20 protein-coding genes are annotated in these 23,898 nt (G+C 60.3%); 2 read left to right on the top strand and 18 right to left on the bottom strand.

Going from position 1 to position 23,898, the window contains the following annotated elements; genetic code table 11:
• Window positions 1-2: 2 nt before the first annotated feature.
• The 17 genes from nuoH to QF039_RS16855 form a co-directional block, all read right to left on the bottom strand.
• Window positions 3-1,010 carry an NADH-quinone oxidoreductase subunit NuoH gene (gene nuoH, locus QF039_RS16935; RefSeq protein WP_003219563.1) on the bottom strand — a complete coding sequence of 336 codons (1,008 nt, stop codon included), beginning with the start codon at window positions 1,008-1,010 and terminating at the stop codon, window positions 3-5.
• Window positions 1,007-3,721, bottom strand: coding sequence for an NADH-quinone oxidoreductase subunit NuoG (nuoG, locus tag QF039_RS16930; protein ID WP_003219564.1), 2,715 nt, complete (start codon window positions 3,719-3,721; stop codon window positions 1,007-1,009). Before nuoG ends, nuoH begins: the two co-directional genes overlap by 4 nt.
• A 135-nt stretch (window positions 3,722-3,856) precedes the next feature.
• Window positions 3,857-5,212: an NADH-quinone oxidoreductase subunit NuoF gene (nuoF, locus tag QF039_RS16925; RefSeq protein WP_003219566.1), complete on the bottom strand. Its 1,356-nt coding sequence runs from the start codon at window positions 5,210-5,212 to the stop codon at window positions 3,857-3,859.
• Window positions 5,209-5,706 (bottom strand): NADH-quinone oxidoreductase subunit NuoE, encoded by a 498-nt coding sequence (gene nuoE / locus QF039_RS16920; protein WP_003219568.1) that lies wholly within the window; start codon window positions 5,704-5,706, stop codon window positions 5,209-5,211. Before nuoE ends, nuoF begins: the two co-directional genes overlap by 4 nt.
• A gap of 2 nt (window positions 5,707-5,708) precedes the next feature.
• A complete protein-coding gene (gene nuoC / locus QF039_RS16915; protein ID WP_093198713.1) occupies window positions 5,709-7,493 on the bottom strand; it encodes an NADH-quinone oxidoreductase subunit C/D in 1,785 nt (594 codons plus the stop codon).
• Window positions 7,494-7,565: 72 nt separating this feature from the next.
• Entirely contained in the window at window positions 7,566-8,240 is a 675-nt protein-coding gene (locus QF039_RS16910) for an NADH-quinone oxidoreductase subunit B family protein (protein ID WP_003219572.1), read from the bottom strand.
• Window positions 8,241-8,250: 10 nt separating this feature from the next.
• Window positions 8,251-8,664, bottom strand: coding sequence for an NADH-quinone oxidoreductase subunit A (locus QF039_RS16905; RefSeq protein WP_003219575.1), 414 nt, complete (start codon window positions 8,662-8,664; stop codon window positions 8,251-8,253).
• 658 nt (window positions 8,665-9,322) lie between these two features.
• Window positions 9,323-10,648 (bottom strand): isocitrate lyase, encoded by a 1,326-nt coding sequence (gene aceA / locus QF039_RS16900; RefSeq protein WP_003219577.1) that lies wholly within the window; start codon window positions 10,646-10,648, stop codon window positions 9,323-9,325.
• Between the two features lie 494 nt (window positions 10,649-11,142).
• Entirely contained in the window at window positions 11,143-11,880 is a 738-nt protein-coding gene (locus tag QF039_RS16895; protein WP_307519608.1) for a secretin N-terminal domain-containing protein, read from the bottom strand.
• Window positions 11,881-12,119: 239 nt separating this feature from the next.
• On the bottom strand, window positions 12,120-12,542 hold the full coding sequence (locus tag QF039_RS16890; protein ID WP_003219580.1) for a GNAT family N-acetyltransferase: 423 nt from the start codon (window positions 12,540-12,542) through the stop codon (window positions 12,120-12,122).
• Window positions 12,535-13,701, bottom strand: coding sequence for a cupin domain-containing protein (locus QF039_RS16885; RefSeq protein WP_003219582.1), 1,167 nt, complete (start codon window positions 13,699-13,701; stop codon window positions 12,535-12,537). The genes QF039_RS16890 and QF039_RS16885 overlap by 8 nt, the downstream gene beginning before the upstream one ends.
• An 84-nt stretch (window positions 13,702-13,785) precedes the next feature.
• Entirely contained in the window at window positions 13,786-15,156 is a 1,371-nt protein-coding gene (gene purB, locus QF039_RS16880) for an adenylosuccinate lyase (RefSeq protein ID WP_003219584.1), read from the bottom strand.
• Between the two features lie 124 nt (window positions 15,157-15,280).
• Window positions 15,281-15,904: a high frequency lysogenization protein HflD gene (gene hflD, locus QF039_RS16875; protein ID WP_003219586.1), complete on the bottom strand. Its 624-nt coding sequence runs from the start codon at window positions 15,902-15,904 to the stop codon at window positions 15,281-15,283.
• Window positions 15,901-17,025 carry a tRNA 2-thiouridine(34) synthase MnmA gene (gene mnmA, locus QF039_RS16870; protein ID WP_003219588.1) on the bottom strand — a complete coding sequence of 375 codons (1,125 nt, stop codon included), beginning with the start codon at window positions 17,023-17,025 and terminating at the stop codon, window positions 15,901-15,903. The genes hflD and mnmA overlap by 4 nt, the downstream gene beginning before the upstream one ends.
• 59 nt (window positions 17,026-17,084) lie before the next feature.
• Window positions 17,085-17,531 carry an NUDIX hydrolase gene (locus QF039_RS16865; protein WP_008431568.1) on the bottom strand — a complete coding sequence of 149 codons (447 nt, stop codon included), beginning with the start codon at window positions 17,529-17,531 and terminating at the stop codon, window positions 17,085-17,087.
• A 64-nt stretch (window positions 17,532-17,595) separates the two neighbouring features.
• Window positions 17,596-18,813: a serine hydrolase gene (locus QF039_RS16860; RefSeq protein ID WP_307519602.1), complete on the bottom strand. Its 1,218-nt coding sequence runs from the start codon at window positions 18,811-18,813 to the stop codon at window positions 17,596-17,598.
• Window positions 18,814-18,985: 172 nt separating this feature from the next.
• A complete protein-coding gene (locus QF039_RS16855) occupies window positions 18,986-21,211 on the bottom strand; it encodes an NADP-dependent isocitrate dehydrogenase (RefSeq protein ID WP_008431567.1) in 2,226 nt (741 codons plus the stop codon).
• A 494-nt stretch (window positions 21,212-21,705) separates the two neighbouring features.
• Here QF039_RS16855 and icd point away from each other — a divergent pair, with 494 nt between their 5' ends.
• Complete coding sequence (gene icd, locus QF039_RS16850; RefSeq protein ID WP_003219599.1) at window positions 21,706-22,962, top strand: NADP-dependent isocitrate dehydrogenase; 1,257 nt, start codon at window positions 21,706-21,708, stop codon at window positions 22,960-22,962.
• Between the two features lie 70 nt (window positions 22,963-23,032).
• On the opposite strand, the gene cspD is transcribed toward icd, so the two are convergent.
• Window positions 23,033-23,293: a cold shock domain-containing protein CspD gene (cspD, locus tag QF039_RS16845; RefSeq protein WP_023658953.1), complete on the bottom strand. Its 261-nt coding sequence runs from the start codon at window positions 23,291-23,293 to the stop codon at window positions 23,033-23,035.
• A gap of 224 nt (window positions 23,294-23,517) precedes the next feature.
• Between cspD and clpS the strand changes: the two genes are divergently transcribed.
• Entirely contained in the window at window positions 23,518-23,886 is a 369-nt protein-coding gene (clpS, locus tag QF039_RS16840) for an ATP-dependent Clp protease adapter ClpS (protein WP_003219604.1), read from the top strand.
• The last annotated feature ends 12 nt before the right edge of the window (window positions 23,887-23,898 follow it).

Raw genomic sequence — 23,898 nt, 5'->3', positions numbered from 1 at the left:
CCTCACTGAACCGCGCCCGCTGGCGTGTTCAACAACACAACGGCAGCAGTCACCAGCAAATTGATCAGGGTCAGCGGCAGGCAGAATCGCCAGCTGAAATCCATCACCTGGTCATACCGTGGACGCGGGATGGAAGCGCGCAGCAGGATGAACAGCATGATGAAGAACGCGGTCTTCAGGAAGAACCAGAAGAACGCCAGCTGCGGCAGGATGCCGAACGGACCGTGCCAGCCGCCGAAGAACAGCGTGACCAGCAGGGCCGAGATCAAGATGATGCCGATGTATTCACCAACGAAGAACATGCCCCATTTCATGCCGGCGTATTCAATGTGGTAACCGTCGGCCAGTTCCTGTTCTGCTTCCGGCTGGTCGAACGGGTGACGGTGAGTCACGGCGACGCCAGCGATGAAGAACGTACAGAAGCCGAAGAACTGCGGAATGATGAACCACAGGTTCTGCGCCTGGTACTCGACGATGTCGCGCATGTTGAACGAGCCCACCTGCACCACGATGCCCATCAGCGCGAGGCCCATGAACACTTCGTAGGACACGGTCTGGGCCGAGGCCCGCAAGCTGCCCAGCAGGGCGAACTTGTTGTTGCTCGACCAACCGGCGAACAGCACCGCGTAGACCGACAGGCCGGCCATGGCGAAGAAGAACAGCAAGCCGATGTTCAGGTCCGCCACGCCCCAGGTCGGGGTGATCGGGATGATTGCGAAGGCAATCAGCAAGGCGCTCATGGCCACGACCGGTGCCAGGGTGAAGATCACCTTGTCGGCAAACGGCGGGGTCCAGTCTTCCTTGAAGAACATTTTCAGCATGTCGGCGGCGATCTGGAACATACCAAACGGGCCAACGCGGTTCGGACCGTAACGGTCCTGCCACCAGCCCAGCAGGCGACGTTCGACGAAGCTGAGCAGGGCGCCCGCCACGACCACGGCCAACAGGATCACGATGGCCTTGACCACCGCGATGATCACGTCGATCACTTCAGGGGTGAACCAGGTCATTGAGCTGCCTCCTGCAGACCGTCAACGGTAAGGCCGAAGATCGCCGGAGGAATCCCCGCGAGGCCTTTTGGCAATGCAACCAGGCCAGCACCCAACTCTTCGTCGATGCGCAGCGGCAGACGCAGGGTCTTGCCGGCGACGTTCACGCTGAGCAGGGCACCGTCGTTGACGCCCAGGCGGTCGGCTTCGGACTTGGCTACGGACACGTAGGCGGCTGGAATGCGCTCTTGTACCGGCGCGGCTTTGGAAGAAGTCTCTTCGCTGCCGAACAGGTGGAAGAACGGCACAACCTGCCAGGTACCCTGGGCCGGGTTGAACGGACGCGGAACGCTGGCGAACCAGTTCAGCGAGTCACCGGTGCTTTCGATCAGGCGGGTGCCCGGGTCGCCGGCACGGATGTGGCCACCGACTTCGTCCTGGAACTTGTTCCAGGCCTGCGGCGAGTTCCAGCCCGGCGACCAGGCGAAAGGCACCTGCTGACGTGGCTCGACCGAACCCGAGTAACCTTCCATGGAGAAGGCAAACGCGGTGTCGTTGTCTTGCGGTGTACGTGGCTCATGCACGCTGATGTCAGCCCGCATGGCGGTACGACCGGAGTAACGCAACGGTTCACGGGCGAGTTTCATGCCCTTGATGCGGAACGCGGCGGACGGTGCAGCGTCGACGATGCGTGCCAGTTGCGGTGCAGCGGCAGCGGCGGCAGCGGTCACGTGGTCGAGCTGGGTCCAGTCGATCGGCTGGTTCAGCAGGGTAGCGCGCAGGGCATGCAGCCAGCGCCAGCCTTCGTGAACCAGGATGCTGGCGTCCATGTACTTCGGATCGAATACCTGGAAGAAGCGCTGGGCGCGGCCTTCCTGGCTGACCAGGGTACCGTCGCCTTCAGCAAAGCTGGCGGCGGGCAGTACCAGGTGGGCACGGTCGCTGGTGGCGGTTTTCTGGTGGTCGGCAACGATCACCACTTTGGCCGCGTTCAGCGCTGCGTCGACCTTGGCCGAATCAGTGCGGGTGTACAGGTCGTTTTCCAGCACCACGATCGCATCGCTGCTGCCGTCGGTCACGGCTTGCAGGGCGGCGTCCAGGGACTCGCCACCGAGCATGGCCAGGCCAAGGCTGTTGGCCTCTGGCACGATCAGGCTGATGGAACCGTTCTTCTCGCGCAGCTTCAAGGCTTTGGCGATGTTGGCTGCGGCTTCGATCAGCGCCTTGGAACCCAGCGAGGTGCCGGCGATGATCAATGGACGCTTGGCGGCCAGCAGGGCGTCGGCGATGCGCTTGGCCAGTTCAGCGGCTTCAGCGTCCAGGCCTTCTACGGCAGGCGCGCTGGCGTCGAGGGCGTGGGCCACGGCGAAACCGATGCGGGCCAGGTCGTCAGGCGCGGCGTGTACGCATTCTTCTGCGATGTCGTCGAGCTTGGTGGCGGTCAGACTGGCGATAAACAGCGGGTTCAGCGCGTGCTGGCCGATGTTTTTCACCGCAGCGTCGAGCCATGGCTGGACGCGCATGGCGTCGGCCATGTCTTCGGCCTTGCCTTTTACCGACTGGCGCAGGGACAGGGCGACACGGGCAGCGGTCTGGGTCAGGTCTTCACCGAGGACGAAGATCGCGTCATGGTCTTCGATGTCGCGCATGTTCGGAACCGGCAGAGGGCTGTCGTTCAAGACTTGCAGCACGAGGCGGATGCGCTCCAGTTCACCGGCTTCGATACCCGAGTAGAAGTGCTCGGCACCCACCAGTTCGCGCAACGCGTAGTTGCTTTCGAGGCTGGCGCGGGGCGAACCGATACCGACGATGTTGCGACCGCGCAGCAGGTCAGCGGCTTTATCCAGTGCTTCGTCGAGGCTCAGCTTGGCGCCGTCGGCCAGCAGTGGCTGACGCGGGCGGTCTTCGCGGTTGACGTAGCCGTAGCCGAAACGACCACGGTCGCACAGGAAGTACTGGTTGACCGAACCGTTGAAGCGGTTTTCGATCCGACGCAGTTCGCCGTAGCGTTCGCCCGGGGAGATGTTGCAACCGCTGGAGCAGCCATGGCAGATGCTCGGCGAGAACTGCATGTCCCACTTGCGGTTGTAGCGCTCGGAGTGAGTCTTGTCGGTGAACACACCGGTCGGGCAGACCTCGGTGAGGTTGCCGGAGAATTCACTTTCCAGGGTGCCGTCTTCAACGCGACCGAAGTACACGTTGTCGTGGGCGCCAAACACACCGAGGTCGGTACCGCCGGCGTAGTCCTTATAGAAGCGCACGCAGCGGTAGCAAGCGATGCAGCGGTTCATCTCGTGGGAAATGAACGGGCCCAGTTGCTGGTTCTGGTGGGTACGCTTGGTGAAGCGATACCGGCGCTCGTTGTGGCCGGTCATCACGGTCATGTCTTGCAGGTGGCAGTGGCCGCCTTCCTCACACACAGGGCAGTCGTGCGGGTGATTGGTCATCAGCCATTCGACGACGCTGGCGCGAAACACTTTCGCTTCTTCGTCTTCGATGGAGATCCAGCTGCCGTCGGTGGCAGGGGTCATGCAGGACATGACGATACGACCACGGGTGTCGTTCTCGTCGGTGTACTGCTTGACCGCGCACTGGCGGCAAGCGCCAACGCTGCCAAGGGCGGGGTGCCAGCAGAAATATGGAATGTCGAGGCCTAGCGACAGACACGCCTGTAACAGGTTGTCTGCCCCATCGACTTCGAGCTCTTTGCCGTCTACGTGGATAGTGGCCATGGTTCAAAGTTCTTCGTTGGCCCGGTGTCAGCGGGCGTGGCTAATGGAATCTTGTTATTCATGTGCATCAACACAGCCTTGAAGGCGTCAGCACATGAGAAAGCTGCGGGTGCGGACCCTTCGCCTTTTTTAACGTTACGCGCCGACTACGATCGGCCTTGCCAGAGGCGGGACGGCGGCGCTGGTAGGCGCGATGCCGGCTTCGAACTCCGAGCGGAAGTATTTGATCGCGCTGCCCAATGGCTCCACGGCGCCCGGTGCGTGAGCACAGAAGGTCTTGCCTGGGCCGAGGAAACCGACCAGACCCAGCAGGGTCTCGATGTCGCCCTCGCGGCCTTCGCCGTTTTCCAGGGCCATCAGCAGCTTGACGCTCCATGGCAAACCGTCGCGGCACGGGGTGCAGAAGCCACAGGATTCGCGGGAGAAGAACTGCTCCATGTTGCGCAGCAACGACACCATGTTCACGGTGTTGTCCACGGCCATGGCCAGGCCGGTACCCATACGGGTGCCCACCTTGCCGATGCCGCCGGCGTACATTTGAGCGTCCAGGTGTTCTGGCAACAAGAAGCCGGTACCGGCGCCGCCTGGCTGCCAGGCCTTGAGGGTGTAGCCATCGCGCATGCCGCCGGCGTAGTCCTCGAACAGCTCGCGTGCGGTCACGCCGAAAGGCAGTTCCCACAGGCCCGGGTTCTTGACCTTGCCGGAGAAGCCCATGAGCTTGGTGCCCATGTCTTCGCTGCCTTCGCGGGCCAACGATTTGTACCACTCCACGCCGTCGCCGATGATTGCCGGCACGTTGCACAGGGTTTCAACGTTGTTCACGCAGGTCGGCTTGCCCCACACGCCCACGGCGGCAGGGAAGGGCGGCTTGGAACGCGGGTTGGCGCGGCGGCCTTCGAGGGAGTTGATCAGTGCGGTTTCTTCACCGCAGATATAACGCCCGGCGCCGGTGTGCACGAACAGTTCGAAGTCGAAACCCGAACCAAGGATGTTCTTGCCCAGCAGGCCAGCGGCCTTGGCTTCTTCCACGGCACGGTTCAGGTGCTTGGCGGCGGTGGTGTATTCGCCACGCAGGAAGATGTAGCCACGGTAGGTTTTCAGCGCGCGGGCACTGATCAGCATGCCTTCGATCAGCAGATGGGGCAGTTGCTCCATCAGCATGCGGTCTTTCCAGGTGTTCGGCTCCATTTCATCCGCGTTGCACAGCAGGTAGCGGATGTTGATGGATTCGTCTTTCGGCATCAGGCCCCACTTGACACCCGTGGGGAAGCCTGCACCGCCGCGGCCCTTAAGGCCTGCGTCTTTCACGGTCTGGACGATGTCGTCCTGGGCCATGTCGGCAAAGGCTTTGCGCGCGGCCGCGTAACCGTTCTTGGCCTGGTACTCGTCAAGCCATACAGGCTCGCCGTCGTCACGCAGGCGCCAGGTCAGCGGGTGAGTCTCGGCCGACCGCTTGATGCGGTTGGCAGGACCGAAGGAAGTCAGGGTCATGGGTAGCCCTCGAGCAATTGGGTGACGCCAGCAGGCTGCACGTCGCCGAATGTGTCGTCGTCGATCATCAACGCCGGCGCCTTGTCACAGTTGCCCAGGCAGCACACCGGCAGCAGCGTGAAGCGCCCGTCCGGAGTGGTTTGGCCCAGGCCGATGCCCAGCTTGCTCTGGATCTCGCTGACCACGGACTCGTGGCCACCGATGTAGCAGACCATGCTGTCGCACACGCGAATGATGTGGCGGCCGACCGGCTGGCGGAAGATCTGGCTGTAGAACGTCGCCACGCCTTCAACGTCGCTGGCGGGGATGCCGAGGATCTCGCCGATGGCGTAGAGGGCGCCGTCCGGCACCCAGCCACGTTCCTTCTGGACGATCTTCAAGGCTTCGATCGACGCCGCGCGCGGGTCTTCGTAGTGATGCAGCTCGTGCTCAATGGCCGAGCGCTCGGTTTCACTCAAGGTGAAACGGTCTGTCTGGATAAGCGTGCTATTCATGCTTAGCGGTCCACGTCGGCCATAACGAAATCGATACTACCCAGGTACGCAATCAAGTCCGCGACCATTTCACCTTTGATCACCGAAGGGATCTGCTGCAGGTGCGGGAAGCTTGGCGTACGAATCCGGGTGCGGTAGCTCATGGTGCCGCCATCGCTCGTCAGGTAATAACTGTTGATACCCTTGGTCGCTTCGATCATCTGGAAGGATTCGTTGGCCGGCATCACCGGGCCCCACGAAACCTGCAGGAAGTGCGTGATCAGGGTTTCGATGTGTTGCAGCGTGCGCTCTTTCGGCGGCGGCGTGGTCAGCGGGTGATCCGCCTTGTACGGGCCTTCCGGCATGTTGCGCATGCACTGTTCGATGATCTTCAGGCTCTGGCGCATTTCTTCGACGCGCACGATGCAGCGGTCGTAGGCATCGCCGTTGGCCGCCAGCGGCACTTCGAATTCGAAGTTCTGGTAGCCGGAGTACGGGCGTGCTTTACGCAGGTCGAAATCGCAACCGGTGGAACGCAGGCCAGCACCGGTGACGCCCCATTCCAGGGCCTCTTTGGTGTTGTACTGGGCGACGCCGATGGTCCGGCCCTTGAGGATGCTGTTGTCCAGGGCGGCTTTCTGGTACTCGTCCAGACGCTTGGGCATCCAGTCGATGAATTCCTTGACCAGGCGTTCCCAGCCACGCGGCAGGTCGTGGGCGACGCCGCCGATGCGGTACCAGGCCGGGTGCAGGCGGAAACCGGTGATGGCTTCGATGACCTTGTACGCACGCTGACGGTCGGTGAAGGTGAAGAACACCGGGGTCATCGCGCCGACGTCCTGGATATAGGTACCCAGGAACAGCAGGTGGCTGGTGATCCGGAAGAACTCGGCCATCATGATGCGGATGGTGTCGACCTTGTCCGGCACCTTGATGCCGGCCAGCTTCTCGACCGAGAGCACGTACGGCAGGTTGTTCATCACGCCGCCGAGGTAGTCGATACGGTCGGTGTACGGGATGAAGCTGTGCCACGACTGACGCTCGGCCATCTTCTCGGCACCACGGTGGTGGTAGCCGATGTCAGGCACGCAGTCGACGATTTCTTCGCCGTCCAGTTGCAGGATGATGCGGAAGGCACCGTGAGCCGAAGGGTGGTTCGGGCCCAGGTTGAGGAACATGTAGTCCTCGTTGGTGCCGGAGCGCTTCATGCCCCAGTCTTCCGGACGGAAGCGTGCAGCCTCTTCTTCAAGCTGTTGCTTGGCGAGGGTCAGGCTGAAGGGATCGAATTCGGTGGCGCGGGCAGGGAAGTCCTTGCGCAGCGGGTGACCTTCCCAGGTCGGCGGCATCATGATGCGCGTCAGGTGCGGGTGGCCCGGGAAGTCGATGCCGAACATGTCCCACACTTCACGCTCGTACCAGTTGGCGTTGGGCCAGATACCGGTCACGGTCGGAACGCTCAGGTCGCTCTCGGAGAGGGCCACCTTGATCATCACGTCGCTGTTACGTTCCAGCGACATCAAGTGGTAGAACACGGTGAAGTCGGCGCCGCTCGGCAGCCCCTGGCGCTTGGTGCGCAGGCGCTCGTCCACGCCATGCAGGTCATAGAGCATGACGTACGGCTTGGGCAGGTTGCGCAGGAAGCTCAGGACTTCGACGAGCCTGGCACGCGCCACCCACAGCACCGGCATGCCGGTGCGTGTGGCCTGGGCGGTGAAGGCGTCAGGGCCAAAACGGTTGTTGAGTTCGACGACCACATCCTGGTCGTCTGCCTTATAAGGCGGGATGTACAGAGCACTGCCTGTAGTCATGGTTTTTTATCGCTTTCGGTCAACGTAAAGAATGAAGCCAGGTTTTCGTTCTATAAAAGAAGCGGTTCTGGATCAGACTTCGTCGGGGCTGCGCAGGTTGGTTACCTGAATACGCTGTTCGCGGCGCTGTTCCTTTTGTGACGGCATCTCGGCGCGGTATACGCCTTGATCTCCGACAACCCAGGAAAGTGGGCGACGCTCCTTGCCAATCGATTCCTGCAACAGCATCAAGCCTTGCAGAAATGCTTCAGGGCGGGGCGGGCAGCCAGGCACGTAGACGTCCACGGGCAGGAACTTGTCCACCCCCTGAACCACGGAGTAGATGTCGTACATGCCACCGGAGTTGGCGCACGAACCCATGGAGATAACCCACTTTGGCTCGAGCATTTGCTCGTAGAGACGCTGAATGATCGGCGCCATCTTGATAAAGCAGGTACCGGCGATAACCATGAAATCCGCCTGACGCGGCGATGCCCGGATAACTTCGGCGCCAAAGCGCGCGATGTCGTGGGGCGCCGTGAAGGCGGTGGTCATTTCCACGTAGCAGCAGGACAGACCGAAGTTGTACGGCCACAGGGAGTTCTTACGTCCCCAGTTGACCGCGCCACTCAGCACGTCTTCCAGCTTGCCCATGTAGATGTTTTTGTGGACTTGGTCTTCTAACGGGTCGGAAACGGTTTCCCGTTCGCCGATTGGGTACTGCTCGTTAGGAGCATCCGGGTCGATCCTGGTGAGATTGTATTGCATCGCCAAAGCCTCATTGTTTCAGCTTCGCTTGCCGCTTGCGACGAGCTTCCGGAGCCCAGTCAAGGGCGCCCACTCGAAATAGGTAGACAAGGCCTGCCAACAGAATTGCTATGAAAACGAGGGCTTCGACGAATCCGGTCCAGCCGCTTTCGCGGACGGACACAGACCAGGCAAAGAGAAAAAGGGCTTCGATGTCGAAGATCACGAAGAGCATCGCGACCAGATAGAATTTGGCTGAGAGCCGCAAGCGGGCGCCACCTGTAGGTAGCATGCCGGACTCGAACGGTTCGTTTTTGCTGCGGCCCCAGGCTTTTGACCCGAGGAGGCTGGAGACGCCGAGCATGAAGGCGCAAAGGCCGACTACACCGAGGAGGAAAATGGCAAAGCCCCAGTTGTGGGCCATGAGTCCTGTCGCTTCGGTCATGCTGGAAATCCTTAACAGAGAGCAAAGGTCTCTGAGCTCGAAAAAGTAACGATGCAGTGACGATATGTCGCAGCGCAATCAATCGCGGTGATTTTATGGCTAAACACCGGGCAAGTAAAATTCCTATAGCGAAATTATTCGATGGAATAAGGACATAGTGCACCTTCTTGGGGCTGTAGCCCTTGTGCTGCGGGCATTAGCGGGCTTTTCACGAATTGTGTTTTGTTTAACCGGTAAAGAAGTTTTCATGCTCTAAATGATAATGAATATTGTTTGCGTGGGGTTTAAGCGAATGTTTCTCGTGTGGCGGGGGAAGTTGCCGTTACTTGCTAGATTGTCGCTTAGTTGCTGACGGAGATCTTTTAACCGATCTGGTTGATGCAGATACCGCTCTAGATCAATGTTTTGCACAAATTTTCAGAATGCACACATTCCCCTTGTGGGAGCGGGCTTGCTCGCGAATGCAGTGGGTCAGCCAATGAATCTGTTGACTGATACACCGCATTCGCGAGCAAGCCCGCTCCCACATTTTGATCTGTGTTGTGTCAGGCAGGGTTTCATCAGTGCAAAAAAACGCCCCGAACCAGTCGGGGCGTGATTGCTGTGCGGCACTGCGGTTAGGTCTTCCGTGGGGCCGCAGTGGCCGTGTACTCAGTATTTAGTGGAACTGCTCTTCTTCGGTCGAACCGGTCAGCGCAGTCACGGACGAGGTGCCGCCCTGGATCACGGTGGTCATGTCGTCGAAGTAACCGGTGCCCACTTCCTGCTGGTGCGCCACAAAGGTGTAACCCTTGGCAGCATCAGCGAACTCTTGTTCCTGCAGCTTCACGTAGGCAGTCATGTCGTTGCGGGCGTAGTCGTGCGCCAGGTTGAACATGCTGTGCCACATGTTGTGAATGCCGGCCAGGGTGATGAATTGGTGCTTGTAGCCCATGGCAGACAGTTCACGCTGGAACTTGGCGATGGTCGCGTCGTCCAGGTTCTTCTTCCAGTTGAAGGAAGGCGAGCAGTTGTAGGACAGCAGTTGATCCGGGTATTCCTTCTTGATGGCTTCGGCAAAGCGGCGGGCTTCGTCGAGGTCCGGCTTGGCAGTTTCGCACCAGATCAGGTCGGCGTACGGCGCGTAGGCCAGGCCACGAGCGATCGCCTGGTCGAGACCGGCGCGCACTTTATAGAAACCTTCCTGGGTACGTTCGCCAGTCACGAACGGCTGGTCGTACGGGTCGCAATCCGAGGTCAGCAAATCAGCCGCGTTGGCATCGGTACGGGCCAGGATGATGGTCGGAGTGCCAGCAACGTCAGCAGCCAGACGAGCAGCCGTCAGCTTTTGAACAGCTTCCTGGGTTGGAACCAGTACCTTGCCGCCCATGTGGCCGCATTTCTTCACCGAAGCCAGCTGGTCTTCGAAGTGAACGCCGGCAGCGCCTGCCTCGATCATGCTCTTCATCAGCTCGTAGGCGTTCAGTACGCCACCGAAACCGGCTTCAGCGTCTGCAACGATCGGTGCGAAGTAGTCGATGTAGCCTTCATCGCCCGGGCCTTTACCGGCTTTCCACTGGATCTGGTCGGCACGGCGGAACGAGTTGTTGATGCGCTTGACCACGGTTGGCACGGAGTCCACCGGGTACAGCGATTGGTCGGGGTACATGGATTCAGCGGAGTTGTTGTCCGCTGCCACTTGCCAGCCAGACAGGTAGATCGCCTGGATACCGGCTTTGACCTGTTGAACCGCTTGGCCGCCAGTCAGGGCGCCCATGCAGTTGACGAAATCTTTTTCGGGACGGAAGGACGGCTTGGCACCCTGGGTGACCAGCTTCCACAGCTTCTCGGCGCCGAGTTTTGCAAAGGTGTGCTCAGGTTGAACCGAGCCACGCAGGCGGACGACGTCAGCAGCGGAATAAGCGCGGGTCACGCCTTTCCAGCGTGGGTTTTCAGCCCAGTCTTTTTCAAGGGCTGCAATTTGCTGTTCGCGTGTCAGTGCCATGGGGAAAAACCTCGTCGCATAGGTCTAGGTGGAAAATTCCATTTGCCAGCCACGTAATCAGTGCGTGGTTATGGCTGCTCGCTGACCAGAAGCTTAGGCGGTCAAGTCAGGCTTGGCGGGGAAGGCGACGGGATGAACGAGTGGCTCAAGGGGGAGTTGAGCAGGTAAGGGCGAACTGCGAACAGTCTTCGGGCGTCGTGGGCCTTTGTACGATCCATCAGTGTGTTGCCGGGTTACCTGGTTAGCTTCCGTCCCTCGGGACAACTTCGTTCCAGTCGCAACCTCGTCAAACACACCTTGTGGGCGGTACAGACACGAATCGGCTCAGGTGGGTGGCTTTGAGCGACGATCCGAAGGCCCTTGCCAGGGCCCCTGATTAGCGGGAGCGAGGCCATCATGCCCATGCTTTTTTGGATCGTCAAATGTTTTGTAGTGCTTTTTTTCAAGCACTACATCTTTAGTCTAATACGACTTGCCAGTCAGTTTTTGGTGCTTCAGTTCAGGGTCTCGACTTTGACCCGCAAGGTCAGGTCATCGCGCCCCTGAGTAGAGTAGCTGCGGGTTGTAGTGGTTTTGTCGGCCTGGGTCTGGCGATTGATCCCGGCCAGGGTGATCCACTCGCCCAGGCGTCCGCTGACAGTTGTGTCGGTACTTTGCACGTTCACTACATCGGGACGTTCCTGGCTCATGCGGTCACGATTGGTACTAATGCTCAGGTGAACGGTCTCGCCGGTGACGCTGGCCGTCACGTAAAAGCCCTGGGTTACGTTGCGATACTGGGTCTGGTTCTGCGGGCGGCCGTAGGCATCGGGCTGGGTGGTGGTGAGGGGCACGCTCTGGCCGACCTGGATCAGCGCGGGCACGCCTTCGCTGGCCTGGATCTGCTGGATCCCGCCGTCACGGCTTTCGGTGCTGTAGGTGATGACCTGTGTTTGATTGTTGCCGTTGCTCTGCTGGTTGTTTTCGTTGGTGTCGACGGTGATCAACAGGCGTTTGGAAGGCGTATCCAGTTGCGCGAGCAGGGCGCGCAGGCCCTGGATCTTGTCGGGCTCGGCATTCACGATCAGTTGGTTGCCGTAGGCGCTGACGGTGCCGTCCTTGCCGATAAAGTTCTGCGCCACCGGCAGCAGGTCGGCGCTGGTGCGGTTGCTCAGGGGCACGACTTCGGTGGCGGCCATCACCGAGAAACTGGTGGCCAGGAGCAACAGGGTGAGCAGGGTGCGTAGGGACATGTCCGTTATCTCTGCGAGTCATTTAGGCTAGATATTGCCAGTTTGTCGGCCTGGCGGGGCGCAAGTTGAATCCTGGACGGCAAAAGGCCCTGGCATCGGGGGATGGCAGGGCCTTTTGAGGTGTTGCTGATGGCGCCTTCGCGAGCAAGCCCGCTCCCACATTTGACCTCATTCCAAGGGATGTACTGGATCGAATGTGGGAGCTGGCTTGCCTGCGAAGGGCGCGGCGCGGTCTCGGATCAGCCCTCGCGCACCATATCAACGTGAGGAATCCCGACTTCCAGGAACTCATCGCTGACAATCTTGAAGCCCAGGCGCTCATAAAACGGCGCCGCATGGACCTGTGCACTGAGGATCTGCCGGGTCTGGCCGCGTTTCTCGGCCACGCCGATCACCGCTTCCATCAGCTTGTCGCCGACCTTCAGGCCGCGCCAGTCCTTGAGAACCGACACGCGGCCGATCTCGCCGGTAGGCAGCAGGCGTGCAGTACCGATGGGAAAGTCGCCTTCGAACGCCAGGAAATGCACGGCACTCGCGTCGTCTGCATCCCATTCCAGCTCCGGTGGAACCGATTGTTCAGCGATAAATACCGCTTCACGAATGCGCCGTATCTCGGCGATATCCTTTTGCCAGTCCGCGACACTTACGTGAATCTTATTCATCGGCAAACCCCAGGCTCCCTTGCTTGACCAGTTCCCACAGCAGGGCGCAGCCATCTTCATCCGCCAGCCATGGGCCGAGGTTGTCGATGTGCAGGGCGTCGGCGGCGCACACCAGCTTCAGCAGTTCCCGCAGCTTGCCCGGCAACAGGCGGCTCTGGCCGCTGGCGAACAGCAGCAGGTCGTCGTCGACTTCGGACCAGGCCAGGCGGGCGCTCGGGTTGCGGATCAGCACGGCGCCGTTTTCCAGGCTGCCCAGCAGGTCTTCTTCTTCCACTTCCGGGCCGGCGACCAGTTCCGGGTAGCGCGGCTCGGTCATGAACTGGCCGAACCAGGTCAGCAGCATGCGCTCGTCGCTCATGTGCTCGGCCAACAGGCTTTTCAGGCGGTCGAGGGCGTCGCCCTGGATCTGGTGCGGGTCGCTGACCGGCTGGGCATCGGCGTCGGTGTAGCGCTCTTCGTCAGTCAGGTACTGGCTGAGGAAGTCGGTGAAGTGGGTCAGCACTTCAGCGGCGCTCGGGGCGCGGAAGCCTACGGAGTAGGTCATGCAATCATCCACGGCCACACCGCAGTGGGCCAGGCGGGGCGGCAGGTAGAGCATGTCGCCCGGTTCCAGCACCCATTCGGCGGTCTCTTCGAATTCAGCGAGGATGCGCAGGTCCGCGTGTTGCAGCAGCGGGCTTTCGGAGTTGCACATCTGGCCGATCTTCCAGTTGCGCTTGCCGGAACCTTGCAGCAGGAACACGTCGTAGTTGTCGAAGTGCGGGCCCACGCTGCCACCCGGGGCGGCGTAGCTGATCATCACATCGTCAATGCGCCAGCTTGGCAGGAAGCGGAAGTTTTCCAGCAGTTCGGCCACTTCCGGCACGAACTGGTCGACCGCCTGCACCAGCAGGGTCCACTCGCGCTCGGGCAGGGTGCTGAAGGCATCTTCGGCGAACGGGCCGCGGCGCAACTCCCACGGGCGTTCGCCGTGTTCGATGATCAGGCGCGACTCGACTTCTTCTTCCAGCGCCAGGCCGGCCAGTTCGTCGGCGTCGATCGGGCTTTCGAAGTCAGGGATGGCCTGGCGGATCAGCAGGGGTTTTTTCTGCCAGTAGTCGCGCAGGAATTCCCGTGCCGTGATGCCGCCCAGAAGTTGAAGAGGAATGTCAGGATTCATGTGTAACCTATTGAAAAAAATCACTTTTCAGACGGGAATAAAAACGCCCGGCGCTGCCGGGCGTCTCAAGGGGTCAAGCTTCTATCAGATGCGTTTGGCTTGAGCCACAGCGTTGCCGATGTAGTTGGCCGGGGTGAGCAGTTTCAGCTCGGCCTTGGCGGCGGCTGGCATGTCCAGGCCGTCAATGAAAGTTTGCAGCGCTTCGGAGGTGATGCCCTTGCCGCGGGTCAGCTCTTTGAGCTTCTCGTACGGGTTTTCGATGTTGTAGCGGCGCATCACGGTCTGGATCGGCTCGGCCAGGACTTCCCAGCAAGCGTCCAGGTCAGCGGCGATCTTCTGCTCGTTGAGCTCCAGTTTGCTGATGCCTTTGAGGCTGGCTTCGTACGCGATCACGCTGTGGGCGAAGCCCACGCCGAGGTTGCGCAGTACGGTGGAGTCGGTCAGGTCGCGCTGCCAGCGGGAAATTGGCAACTTGCTGGCCAGGTGCTGGAACAGGGCGTTGGCGATCCCGAGGTTGCCTTCGGAGTTTTCGAAGTCGATCGGGTTGACCTTGTGCGGCATGGTCGATGAACCGATTTCGCCGGCAATGGTGCGCTGCTTGAAGTAGCCCAGGGAGATGTAGCCCCAGATATCGCGATCGAAGTCGATCAGGATGGTGTTGAAGCGCGCAATCGCGTCGAACAGCTCGGCGATGTAGTCGTGGGGTTCGATTTGCGTGGTGTACGGGTTGAAACCCAGGCCCAGTTCGTCTTCGATGAAGGCGCGGGCGTTTTCTTCCCAGTCGATCTCAGGATAGGCCGACAGGTGGGCGTTGTAGTTGCCTACGGCGCCGTTGATCTTGCCCAGCAGCGGTACGGCCGCGACTTGAGCGATCTGGCGCTCCAGGCGGTACACCACGTTGGCCAGTTCTTTACCCAGGGTGGTCGGCGAAGCCGGCTGGCCGTGGGTGCGCGACAGCATCGGAACGTCGGCGAAACGGATCGCCAGTTCGCGGATGGCGTCGGCAGTCTGGCGCATCAGTGGCAGCATCACGTCATCACGGCCTTCGCGCAGCATCAGGGCGTGGGACAGGTTGTTGATGTCCTCGCTGGTGCAGGCAAAGTGGATGAACTCGCTGACCTTGGCCAGTTCCGGCAGCTTGGCCGCTTGCTCTTTGAGCAGGTATTCGATGGCTTTAACGTCGTGGTTGGTGGTGCGCTCGATCTCTTTGACACGCTCGGCGTGCTCCAGAGCGAAGTTTTCCGCCAGGGCGTTCAGCACAGCGTTGGCTTCGGCAGAGAACGCCGGCACTTCGCTGATGCCAGGGTGAGCGGCCAGGCGCTGGAGCCAGCGCACTTCAACCAGAACACGAGCACGGATCAAGCCGTATTCGCTGAAAATAGGGCGCAGGGCCTGGGTTTTGCCGGCGTAGCGGCCGTCAACAGGGGAAACCGCAGTGAGCGAAGAAAGCTGCATGGGGTGTTCTCGGACAGTCGGGCAACGAAATGGGGCGCGTATCATACATGAAAAAATCCGCCGGTCCGTTGCCAACTGACCGGCGTATTACGCGTGGGGCTATAAAAAAATCGGTTGCTGCGACTTATTCGTTGCGCATCAACGGGTAAAGCTCTTTCAGCAATTTGCGTCGGCTGACCACCAACTGCCAGCGATGACCGCCCAATTGGCGCCATAACCGCGCCGAACGAATACCGGCCAACAGCAGGGCGCGGATTTTCGAGGCGTTGTTCGGTTGTTGCAGGTTGCGCATATCGCCGTGCACCTGGATCCGCTGGCGCAAGGTGCTCAGGGTGTCCTGGTACAGGGCGCCACAGGCTGCGATCACGTTTTCGTGGGCCGGGCCAAAATGCTCGACCTGGGACTGGATCTGCGGCAGGCGCTTGCCGATGGTGTCCAGCAGGTCGTCGCGCTTGGCCAATTGACGCTCCAGGCCGAGCATCGACAGGGCGTAGCGCAGCGGCTCGCGCTGCAAGGTGCTTGGGTCGCGCTCGAGGGCGCCGACCAGTGCGCGATAACCTTCGCGCAGGGCCAGGTCGTCGCCGCCGTACACTTCCAGGGTGTCCTTCGGGTCGCGGATCAGCAGGCTGCCGAGCATGCAGGTCAGGCCGGCCTCGGTGACCTGGCCGGTCTTGGCGATCTTGTCCACCAGCACCGCGGCGAGAAACACGCCGCCCAGTGCCGTCAGTTGCTCCTGGGTCGGGCTCATGCCTGGCTGCTCCAGGGTTCGGCAACTTCGATCACACCGCCCCCCAGGCAAATCTCTCCGTCATAGAACACTACCGATTGGCCCGGCGTTACGGCGCGCTGCGGGTCGTCGAAGGTGGCGCGATAGCCGGTGGCGGTTTTTTCCAGGGTGCAGGGCTGGTCGCTCTGGCGATAGCGCACTTTGGCCGTCAGGCGGCGCGGGCTGCTGAGGTCCACCGGGTTGACCCAGTAGATGTCCGAGGCCAGCAGGGCACGGGAGAACAGCCATGGGTGGTCATTGCCCTGGCCCACGATCAGCTCGTTGTGCTCCAGGTCCTTGACCAGCACGTACCACGGCTCTTCGCCGGCGTCTTTCAAGCCGCCGATGCCCAGGCCCTGGCGCTGGCCGATGGTGTGGTACATCAAGCCGTGGTGACGGCCGATGATCTCGCCTTCGGTGGTCTTGATCTCGCCCGGTTGCGCCGGCAGGTACTGTTTGAGGAAGTCGCTGAAACGGCGCTCGCCGATAAAGCAGATCCCGGTGGAATCCTTCTTCTTGGCGGTGGCCAGGCCGTGTTTCTCGGCAATGGCGCGCACTTCGGGTTTTTCCAGCTCGCCCACCGGGAACAGGGTCTTGGCGATCTGTTCGCCGCCGACGGCGTGCAGGAAGTAGCTCTGGTCCTTGTTGGCGTCCAGGCCCTTGAGCAGCTCGGTGCGGCCATCGATGTCGCGACGGCGCACGTAGTGGCCAGTAGCAATCAGATCGGCACCGAGGATCATCGCGTAGTCGAGGAACGCCTTGAACTTGATCTCGCGGTTACACAGGATGTCCGGGTTCGGCGTGCGACCGGCCTTGTATTCGGCCAGGAAGTGCTCGAACACGTTGTCCCAGTACTCGGCGGCGAAGTTGGCGGTGTGCAGCTTGATGCCGATTTTGTCGCAGACGGCCTGGGCATCCGCCAAGTCGTCCATGGCGGTGCAATATTCCGTTCCATCGTCTTCTTCCCAGTTCTTCATGAACAGGCCTTCCACCTCATAACCCTGCTCCATGAGCAGAACGGCGGAAACGGAAGAATCCACGCCGCCGGACATACCGACGATGACGCGCTTCTTTTGTGTGTCAGAAGGGGCTGGATCACGCATAGGATTTCAACGGGAGTCTTTAAAAAGGACGCGATTCTAGCAGGCTCGCGTCTGCAAGGCTAAAGAGAAGGGCGGATCAATTCGAGGCTGTGGCGTTGGCCGGCCAGATAATCGTCGATGCAGCGGATAATCAGCTCGCTGCGCCAGTCTTCGCGCAGGGCCATCAATTCGTCACGGGTCAGCCAGCGGGCGCGCAGAATACCGTCGTCCAGTGGGTAGTCCGGGTGGTGTTGCAGGGCCTTGGCGATGAAGCATACGCGCTGATAGGTCACGCCATTGCTGGGAGCGGTGTACAGGTAAATCCCGACAATCCCGGTGGCTTCGACGTCCCAGCCGGTCTCTTCGAGGGTTTCGCGCACGGCGGCCTCGGTCAGGGTTTCGTTCGGGTCGAGGTGGCCGGCGGGCTGGTTGAGCACGGCGCGGCCGCCCTTGAGTTCTTCGACCATCAGGAAGCGGCCGTTGTCTTCGACGATGGTGGCGACGGTGATGTGGGGGAGCCAGGTCATGGGAGAGTCTCGAGAAATCAGAGAAACATCATACAGGGGCGCCCGCCGAGAGCGCCCCTGTCGGTTACTTCGCGGCCTTGGTGATCGCGTCGAAGGCGACCATGTCATCAATCACTTCACCGCCGGTGGCTTTGGTTTGCGCTTGCCATACGACGATCACCACGTTCTGCGTGGGATTGATGTAGACAAACTGCCCGAAAATGCCGGCAGCCGTGAAGGCCTTGTCCGCCTTCGAGGCGGCGGTCCAGGCGGGCCACCACATGGAGGCAAAGTCGCCGTACGCCGGGTCGGTGCCGGTGGTGGCGCTGGCGAAGCTCATCCAGCCCTGGGGCAGGACCTGTTTGTCGCCGGCTTTGCCGCCGCTGAGTACGAACTGTCCGAAGCGCCCGTAATCTTCCAGCGTTGCACTGATGCCGCTGCCGCCGACTTCGTTGCCATTGGGGCCATCGAGCCACCAGTTGGCGTCGGTTTGCATGCCGTAGGGCGCCCAGATCTTCTCGCTCAGGTATTGCGCAAGTGGCTTGCCCGTCGCGGCGCTGACCAGTTGGCCCAGCACTTGGGTCTCGCCGGTACTGTAGTTGGTGCGGGTGCCGGGCGGCGCGGCGCTGGGCAGGCTGGCCATGAACTTGAGGGCGGAGCCGGGCACCTGTTCGGTTTGCAGCTTGAGCATCATGCGCCGGTCTGACGTCGGGTCGGCGTATTTCTCACTCCATTTGACCCCGGAGCGCATCGCCAGGACCTGGCGTACGGTGGCCTGGTCGTAACCACTGCCGGCGAGTGCGGGCAGGTATTGGGTGACTTTGTCATCCAGGCTTTTGATCGAGCCGTCCTGCAGCGCGGCGCCCACGAGGGTCGAGGTGATCGACTTGGCCACCGACATCGACATCCACCGGGTGTCCGGCGTGTTGCCTTTTTCGTAGCGTTCAGTAACGACCTGGCCGTTCTTGATCACCAGCAGGCCTGTTACCCGGTTGAGGGCGACGTAGTCGTCGAGGCTGTAGCGTTTGCCTTCATAGTCGAAGGCCACTGGCCCCAGCGGTTGGCTGCTGTGCGGCAGTGGAAACGGGTGGCCACCGGCCTTGATGGTGCGTACCGGGAACAGGCGATCAATGTTGCGGAAGGTGCTGACAGCGTCGGGTTCACTGAGTTTGCCGTCGTACATGGTCTGTACGTCGCCGATCGGTTCCTGGGCGTGGGGGTAGGGGCTTGAAGTGCCTGCGCAGGCCGTCAGCAGGGCCAGGACCGAGGAGCAGGTCAGCGCCTGTAGGAGGTTTCTTGGCATGGGAACGTCCTTATTTATTGTTCTTTGAGGGTTGGAACAATAAGAAGACAAAGCAAGGACTGCGCCCGTTCCTGAAAAACAGGCAAAAAAAATCCGGAATCCTTTCGAATTCCGGATTTTCCTGCCGCACGAGGATCAGTCAGCGATCCTCGTGCGGCGGCACCTCAAGGCATCACACCAGCGCAGCGATTGCCGCGTTGAGGGTGGCGCTTGGGCGCATGGCCTTGCTGGTCAGCTCGGCGTTCGGTGCGTAGTAGCCACCGATGTCCACTGGCTTGCCCTGGACAGCGTTGAGCTCGGCAACGATGGTTGCCTCATTCGCGGTCAGGGTCTTGGCCAGTTCGCCAAACTGCGCTTGCAGTGCAGTGTCTTCGGTCTGGGCCGCCAGGGCTTGAGCCCAGTACAGCGCCAGGTAGAAGTGGCTGCCGCGGTTGTCGATGTTGCCGACTTTGCGCGATGGCGACTTGTTGTTGTCGAGGAACTGGCCGGTGGCCTGGTCCAGGGTCTTGGACAGTACCAGGGCTTTCGGGTTGTTGTACGTCACACCCAAATGCTCGAGGGATGCGGCCAGGGCGAGGAACTCGCCCAGGGAATCCCAGCGCAGGAAGTTCTCTTCAACCAGTTGCTGCACATGCTTCGGAGCCGAGCCGCCAGCGCCGGTTTCGAACAGGCCGCCACCGTTCATCAGCGGCACGATCGACAGCATCTTGGCGCTGGTGCCCAGTTCCATGATCGGGAACAGGTCGGTCAGGTAGTCGCGCAGAACGTTGCCGGTCACCGAGATGGTGTCCAGGCCCTTGCGGGTGCGTTCCAGGGTGAACTTCATCGCGTCGACCGGCGACATGATGCGGATGTCCAGGCCTTCGGTGTTGTGGTCTTTCAGGTAAGCCTGAACTTTCTCGACCACGACGCCGTCGTGCGCGCGCTGTGGGTCCAGCCAGAAGATGGCCGGGGTGTTGCTGGCGCGGGCGCGGTTGACGGCCAGTTTGACCCAGTCCTGGATCGGCGCGTCTTTGGTCTGGCACATGCGGAAGATGTCGCCGGCTTCAACAGCCTGTTCCATCAGCAGGTTGCCCTTGCTGTCGGTGACGCGGACTACGCCGTCAGCCTTGATCTGGAAGGTCTTGTCGTGGGAGCCGTACTCTTCGGCTTTTTTCGCCATCAGGCCAACGTTTGGCACGCTGCCCATGGTGGTTGGGTCGAAGGCGCCATTGGCCTTGCAGTCTTCGATCACTGCCTGGTAGATAGTGGCGTAGCAGCGATCCGGGATCACAGCCTTGGTGTCGTGCAGCTGGCCGTCGGTGCCCCACATCTTGCCGGAGTCACGGATCATGGCAGGCATCGATGCGTCGACGATGACGTCGCTCGGCACGTGCAGGTTGGTGATGCCTTTGTCGGAGTTGACCATCGCCAGGGAAGGGCGAGCAGCGTATACCGCCTGGATGTCGGCTTCGATCTGCGCTTGCTGATCGGCCGGCAGGGCCTTGATGCGAGCGTACAGGTCGCCGATGCCGTTGTTCAGGTTGAAGCCGATCTGCTCCAGCACCACAGCGTGCTTGGCCAGCGCGTCTTTATAGAACTCGGCAACGATCTGGCCGAACATGATCGGGTCGGAAACCTTCATCATGGTGGCTTTCAGGTGAACCGACAGCAGCACGCCTTGTTTCTTGGCGTCTTCGATTTCAGCGGCGATGAAGCTGCGCAGGGCTTTCTTGCTCAGCACGGCGGTGTCGATGATCTCGCCAGCTTGTACGCTGGTTTTTTCCTTCAGCACGGTAGCAGTACCGTCCTTGGCGATCAGTTCGATCTTGACGGCATCAGCGCCTTCGATCTGAACGGCTTTCTCGCTGCCGTAGAAGTCGCCGGTGCTCATGTGGGCAACGTGGGACTTGGAGTCGGCAGCCCAGGCGCCCATTTTGTGCGGGTGCTTGCGAGCGTAGTTCTTGACCGACAGCGGGGCGCGGCGGTCGGAGTTGCCTTCGCGCAGTACCGGGTTCACGGCGCTGCCCTTGACCTTGTCGTAACGTGCACGGGTTTCTTTTTCCGCGTCGGTGGTTACGGTTTCCGGGTAGTCCGGCAGGGCGTAGCCCTGGGCCTGCAGTTCCTTGATCGCAGCTTGCAGCTGAGGGGTCGAGGCACTGATGTTCGGCAGCTTGATGATGTTGGCTTCAGGGGTAACGGCCAGGTCGCCCAGTTCGGCGAGGTGGTCCGGCACGGCCTTGGCGCCCAGTTGCTCGGGGAAGCTTGCGAGGATGCGCGCGGCCAGGGAAATGTCGCGGGTTTCCACGGCAATATCAGCGGAAGCGGTGAAGGCCTCTACGATAGGCAGCAGTGAATAGGTGGCGAGGGCTGGTGCTTCGTCGGTGAAGGTGTAGATGATCTTCGAGCGGGTGGGCATATTCGGATTAACTCTCTTCTTTGCTGAAAGCATGCGCAGAAACTCGAGATGCGCCGGGTAAAGCGCGTTCGTTCAAAGTCATCCATGAGCGAAATGTCGAAGTTTCTTCGCGGTGATGTTGGGTTGCATCAGTCGAGCGTCAAGCGGGTGAGCTACTGTAGTAGCTCGGCTTTTCTGGCGGAGGGCGTCTGTCTAGAGCGGTCGGCCGTCGTGACTCTTTGGTCAGCGGCGGCATTATACATAGGTCGCTATGCTTACGCCGAGCCTTCATACAAAAGGTGTGTCGTCCATTGGTCTAAAGGTCGCAGGCAGCGGGTTGCGCCTAAAGTCGCATGATGTGCTCAAGATTGGCGCTTTTCCCTTTGCTTTCAAGCTTGTAGGCCGCTAAATATGCTGTTTTCGACGCAAATGTGCAGGGCCTGAGGTTTCAGTCCTCATTTATCTGGAGTAGGCTCGAACGCAGCCAGATGTTCAATCCATAGATGGAGTTCAGCATGGGATACAAGAAGATTCAGGTTCCGGCAGTCGGCGACAAAATCACCGTCAATGCAGACCATTCTCTCAATGTTCCTGACAACCCGATCATCCCCTTCATCGAGGGTGACGGTATTGGCGTCGACATCAGCCCGGTGATGATCAAGGTGGTCGATGCAGCTGTTAACAAGGCTTATGGCGGCAAGCGCAAAATCTCCTGGATGGAGGTGTATGCCGGCGAAAAGGCCACCCAGGTTTACGACCAGGACACCTGGCTGCCCCAGGAAACCCTGGATGCGGTCAAGGACTACGTGGTTTCCATCAAGGGCCCGCTGACCACCCCAGTCGGTGGCGGTATCCGTTCGCTGAACGTTGCCCTGCGCCAACAGCTCGACCTTTATGTGTGCCTGCGCCCGGTGCGCTGGTTCGAAGGCGTGCCAAGCCCGGTCAAGAAGCCAGGCGATGTGGACATGACCATCTTCCGCGAGAACTCCGAGGATATTTACGCCGGCATCGAGTGGAAAGCCGGCTCCCCGGAAGCGATCAAGGTCATCAAGTTCCTGAAGGAAGAGATGGGCGTCACCAAGATCCGTTTCGACCAGAACTGCGGGATCGGCATCAAGCCGGTGTCCCTGGAAGGCACCAAGCGCCTGGCGCGCAAGGCCTTGCAGTATGTCGTGGATAACGACCGCGACTCGCTGACCATTGTGCACAAAGGCAACATCATGAAGTTCACCGAAGGTGCCTTCAAGGAATGGGCCTACGAAGTGGCGGCCGAAGAGTTCGGTGCGACCCTGTTGGATGGCGGCCCGTGGATGCAATTCAAGAACCCGCGCACCGGCAAGAATGTGGTGGTCAAGGACGCCATTGCCGACGCCATGCTCCAGCAGATCCTGCTGCGCCCGGCCGAATACGACGTGATCGCCACCCTTAACCTTAACGGTGACTATCTGTCCGACGCCCTGGCGGCGGAAGTGGGCGGTATCGGTATTGCGCCGGGCGCCAACCTGTCCGACACCGTGGCGATGTTCGAAGCCACCCACGGTACTGCGCCGAAGTATGCCGGCAAAGACCAGGTCAACCCGGGTTCGCTGATCCTGTCGGCGGAAATGATGTTGCGCCACATGGGCTGGACCGAAGCGGCCGACCTGATCATCAAGGGCACCAACGGCGCAATTTCGGCCAAGACCGTGACCTATGACTTCCACCGCTTGATGGACGGCGCCAAGTTGCTGTCGTCGTCGGCGTTCGGGGATGCGCTGATTTCGCATATGTAAGCTGATACAGGGGCGTAAAAAAACCGGCCTGATGGGCCGGTTTTTTTTAGAGCGTTTGCTCAGTGGCTGATCAGGCCAGCTGTCTTTTTGATTTTTGAGCGACGCCCTCTTTGGGGGTAGTGGCGCTGACTGGAGCGCTGATATTCACTGCGTGCAAGCCCTTGGGTCCCTGAATGATGTCGAAGGAAACCGGTTGCCCTGCCTTTAGTGTCTTGTAGCCATCCATTTGGATAGCCGAGTAATGCGCAAATAGGTCGTCAGTCTTGTCGTCTTCGTTGATGAAGCCGTAACCCTTGGCATTGTTGAACCACTTGACCTTACCGCTCGCCATGCCCATATCCCTCTGCACCAGACTCCATCACTGGAGTATCATCCAGTTTATCCGTCCTAACCCGAATAAATAAGGTTGACTGCGCGGACCTTTTTTACCCACTGTGGGTTCTATTGGTTGTAACACTGATTTGCCGATAGTCAAGGCGACCAGTCGGTCAGAGTTGAAATTCTGACAGGTCGCCCCCACCACTGTATTTGAACCACTGACGAACCTTTCTTTCCATGCATGCAATCAGCCAGATTCGACTAACATTCAATCAGGATCGCCCGGATCATCAAGAAGACGACGACGGTTCTGCAGGCATTGCTGTCCAGGAGGCCAAGCCTGCTTTACAGGCGCCGCCGATGTACAAGGTGGTTTTGTTCAATGATGACTACACACCGATGGATTTCGTCGTCGAAGTGCTCGAGGTGTTTTTTAACCTGAACCGCGAGTTGGCGACCAAGGTAATGCTGGCCGTTCACACAGAAGGACGGGCAGTATGTGGAGTGTTTACCCGCGACATCGCCGAGACAAAGGCCATGCAGGTCAACCAGTACGCCAGGGAAAGCCAGCATCCGCTACTCTGTGAAATCGAGAAGGACGGTTAACTCCGACCACTT

Origin of the sequence: Pseudomonas sp. W2I6, assembly GCF_030815935.1 — a bacterium.
Taxonomy (GTDB): Bacteria; Pseudomonadota; Gammaproteobacteria; order Pseudomonadales; family Pseudomonadaceae; genus Aquipseudomonas.
The sequence above is the reverse complement of the archived record's forward strand: the minus strand, read 5'-3'. Positions and strand labels throughout refer to the sequence as shown.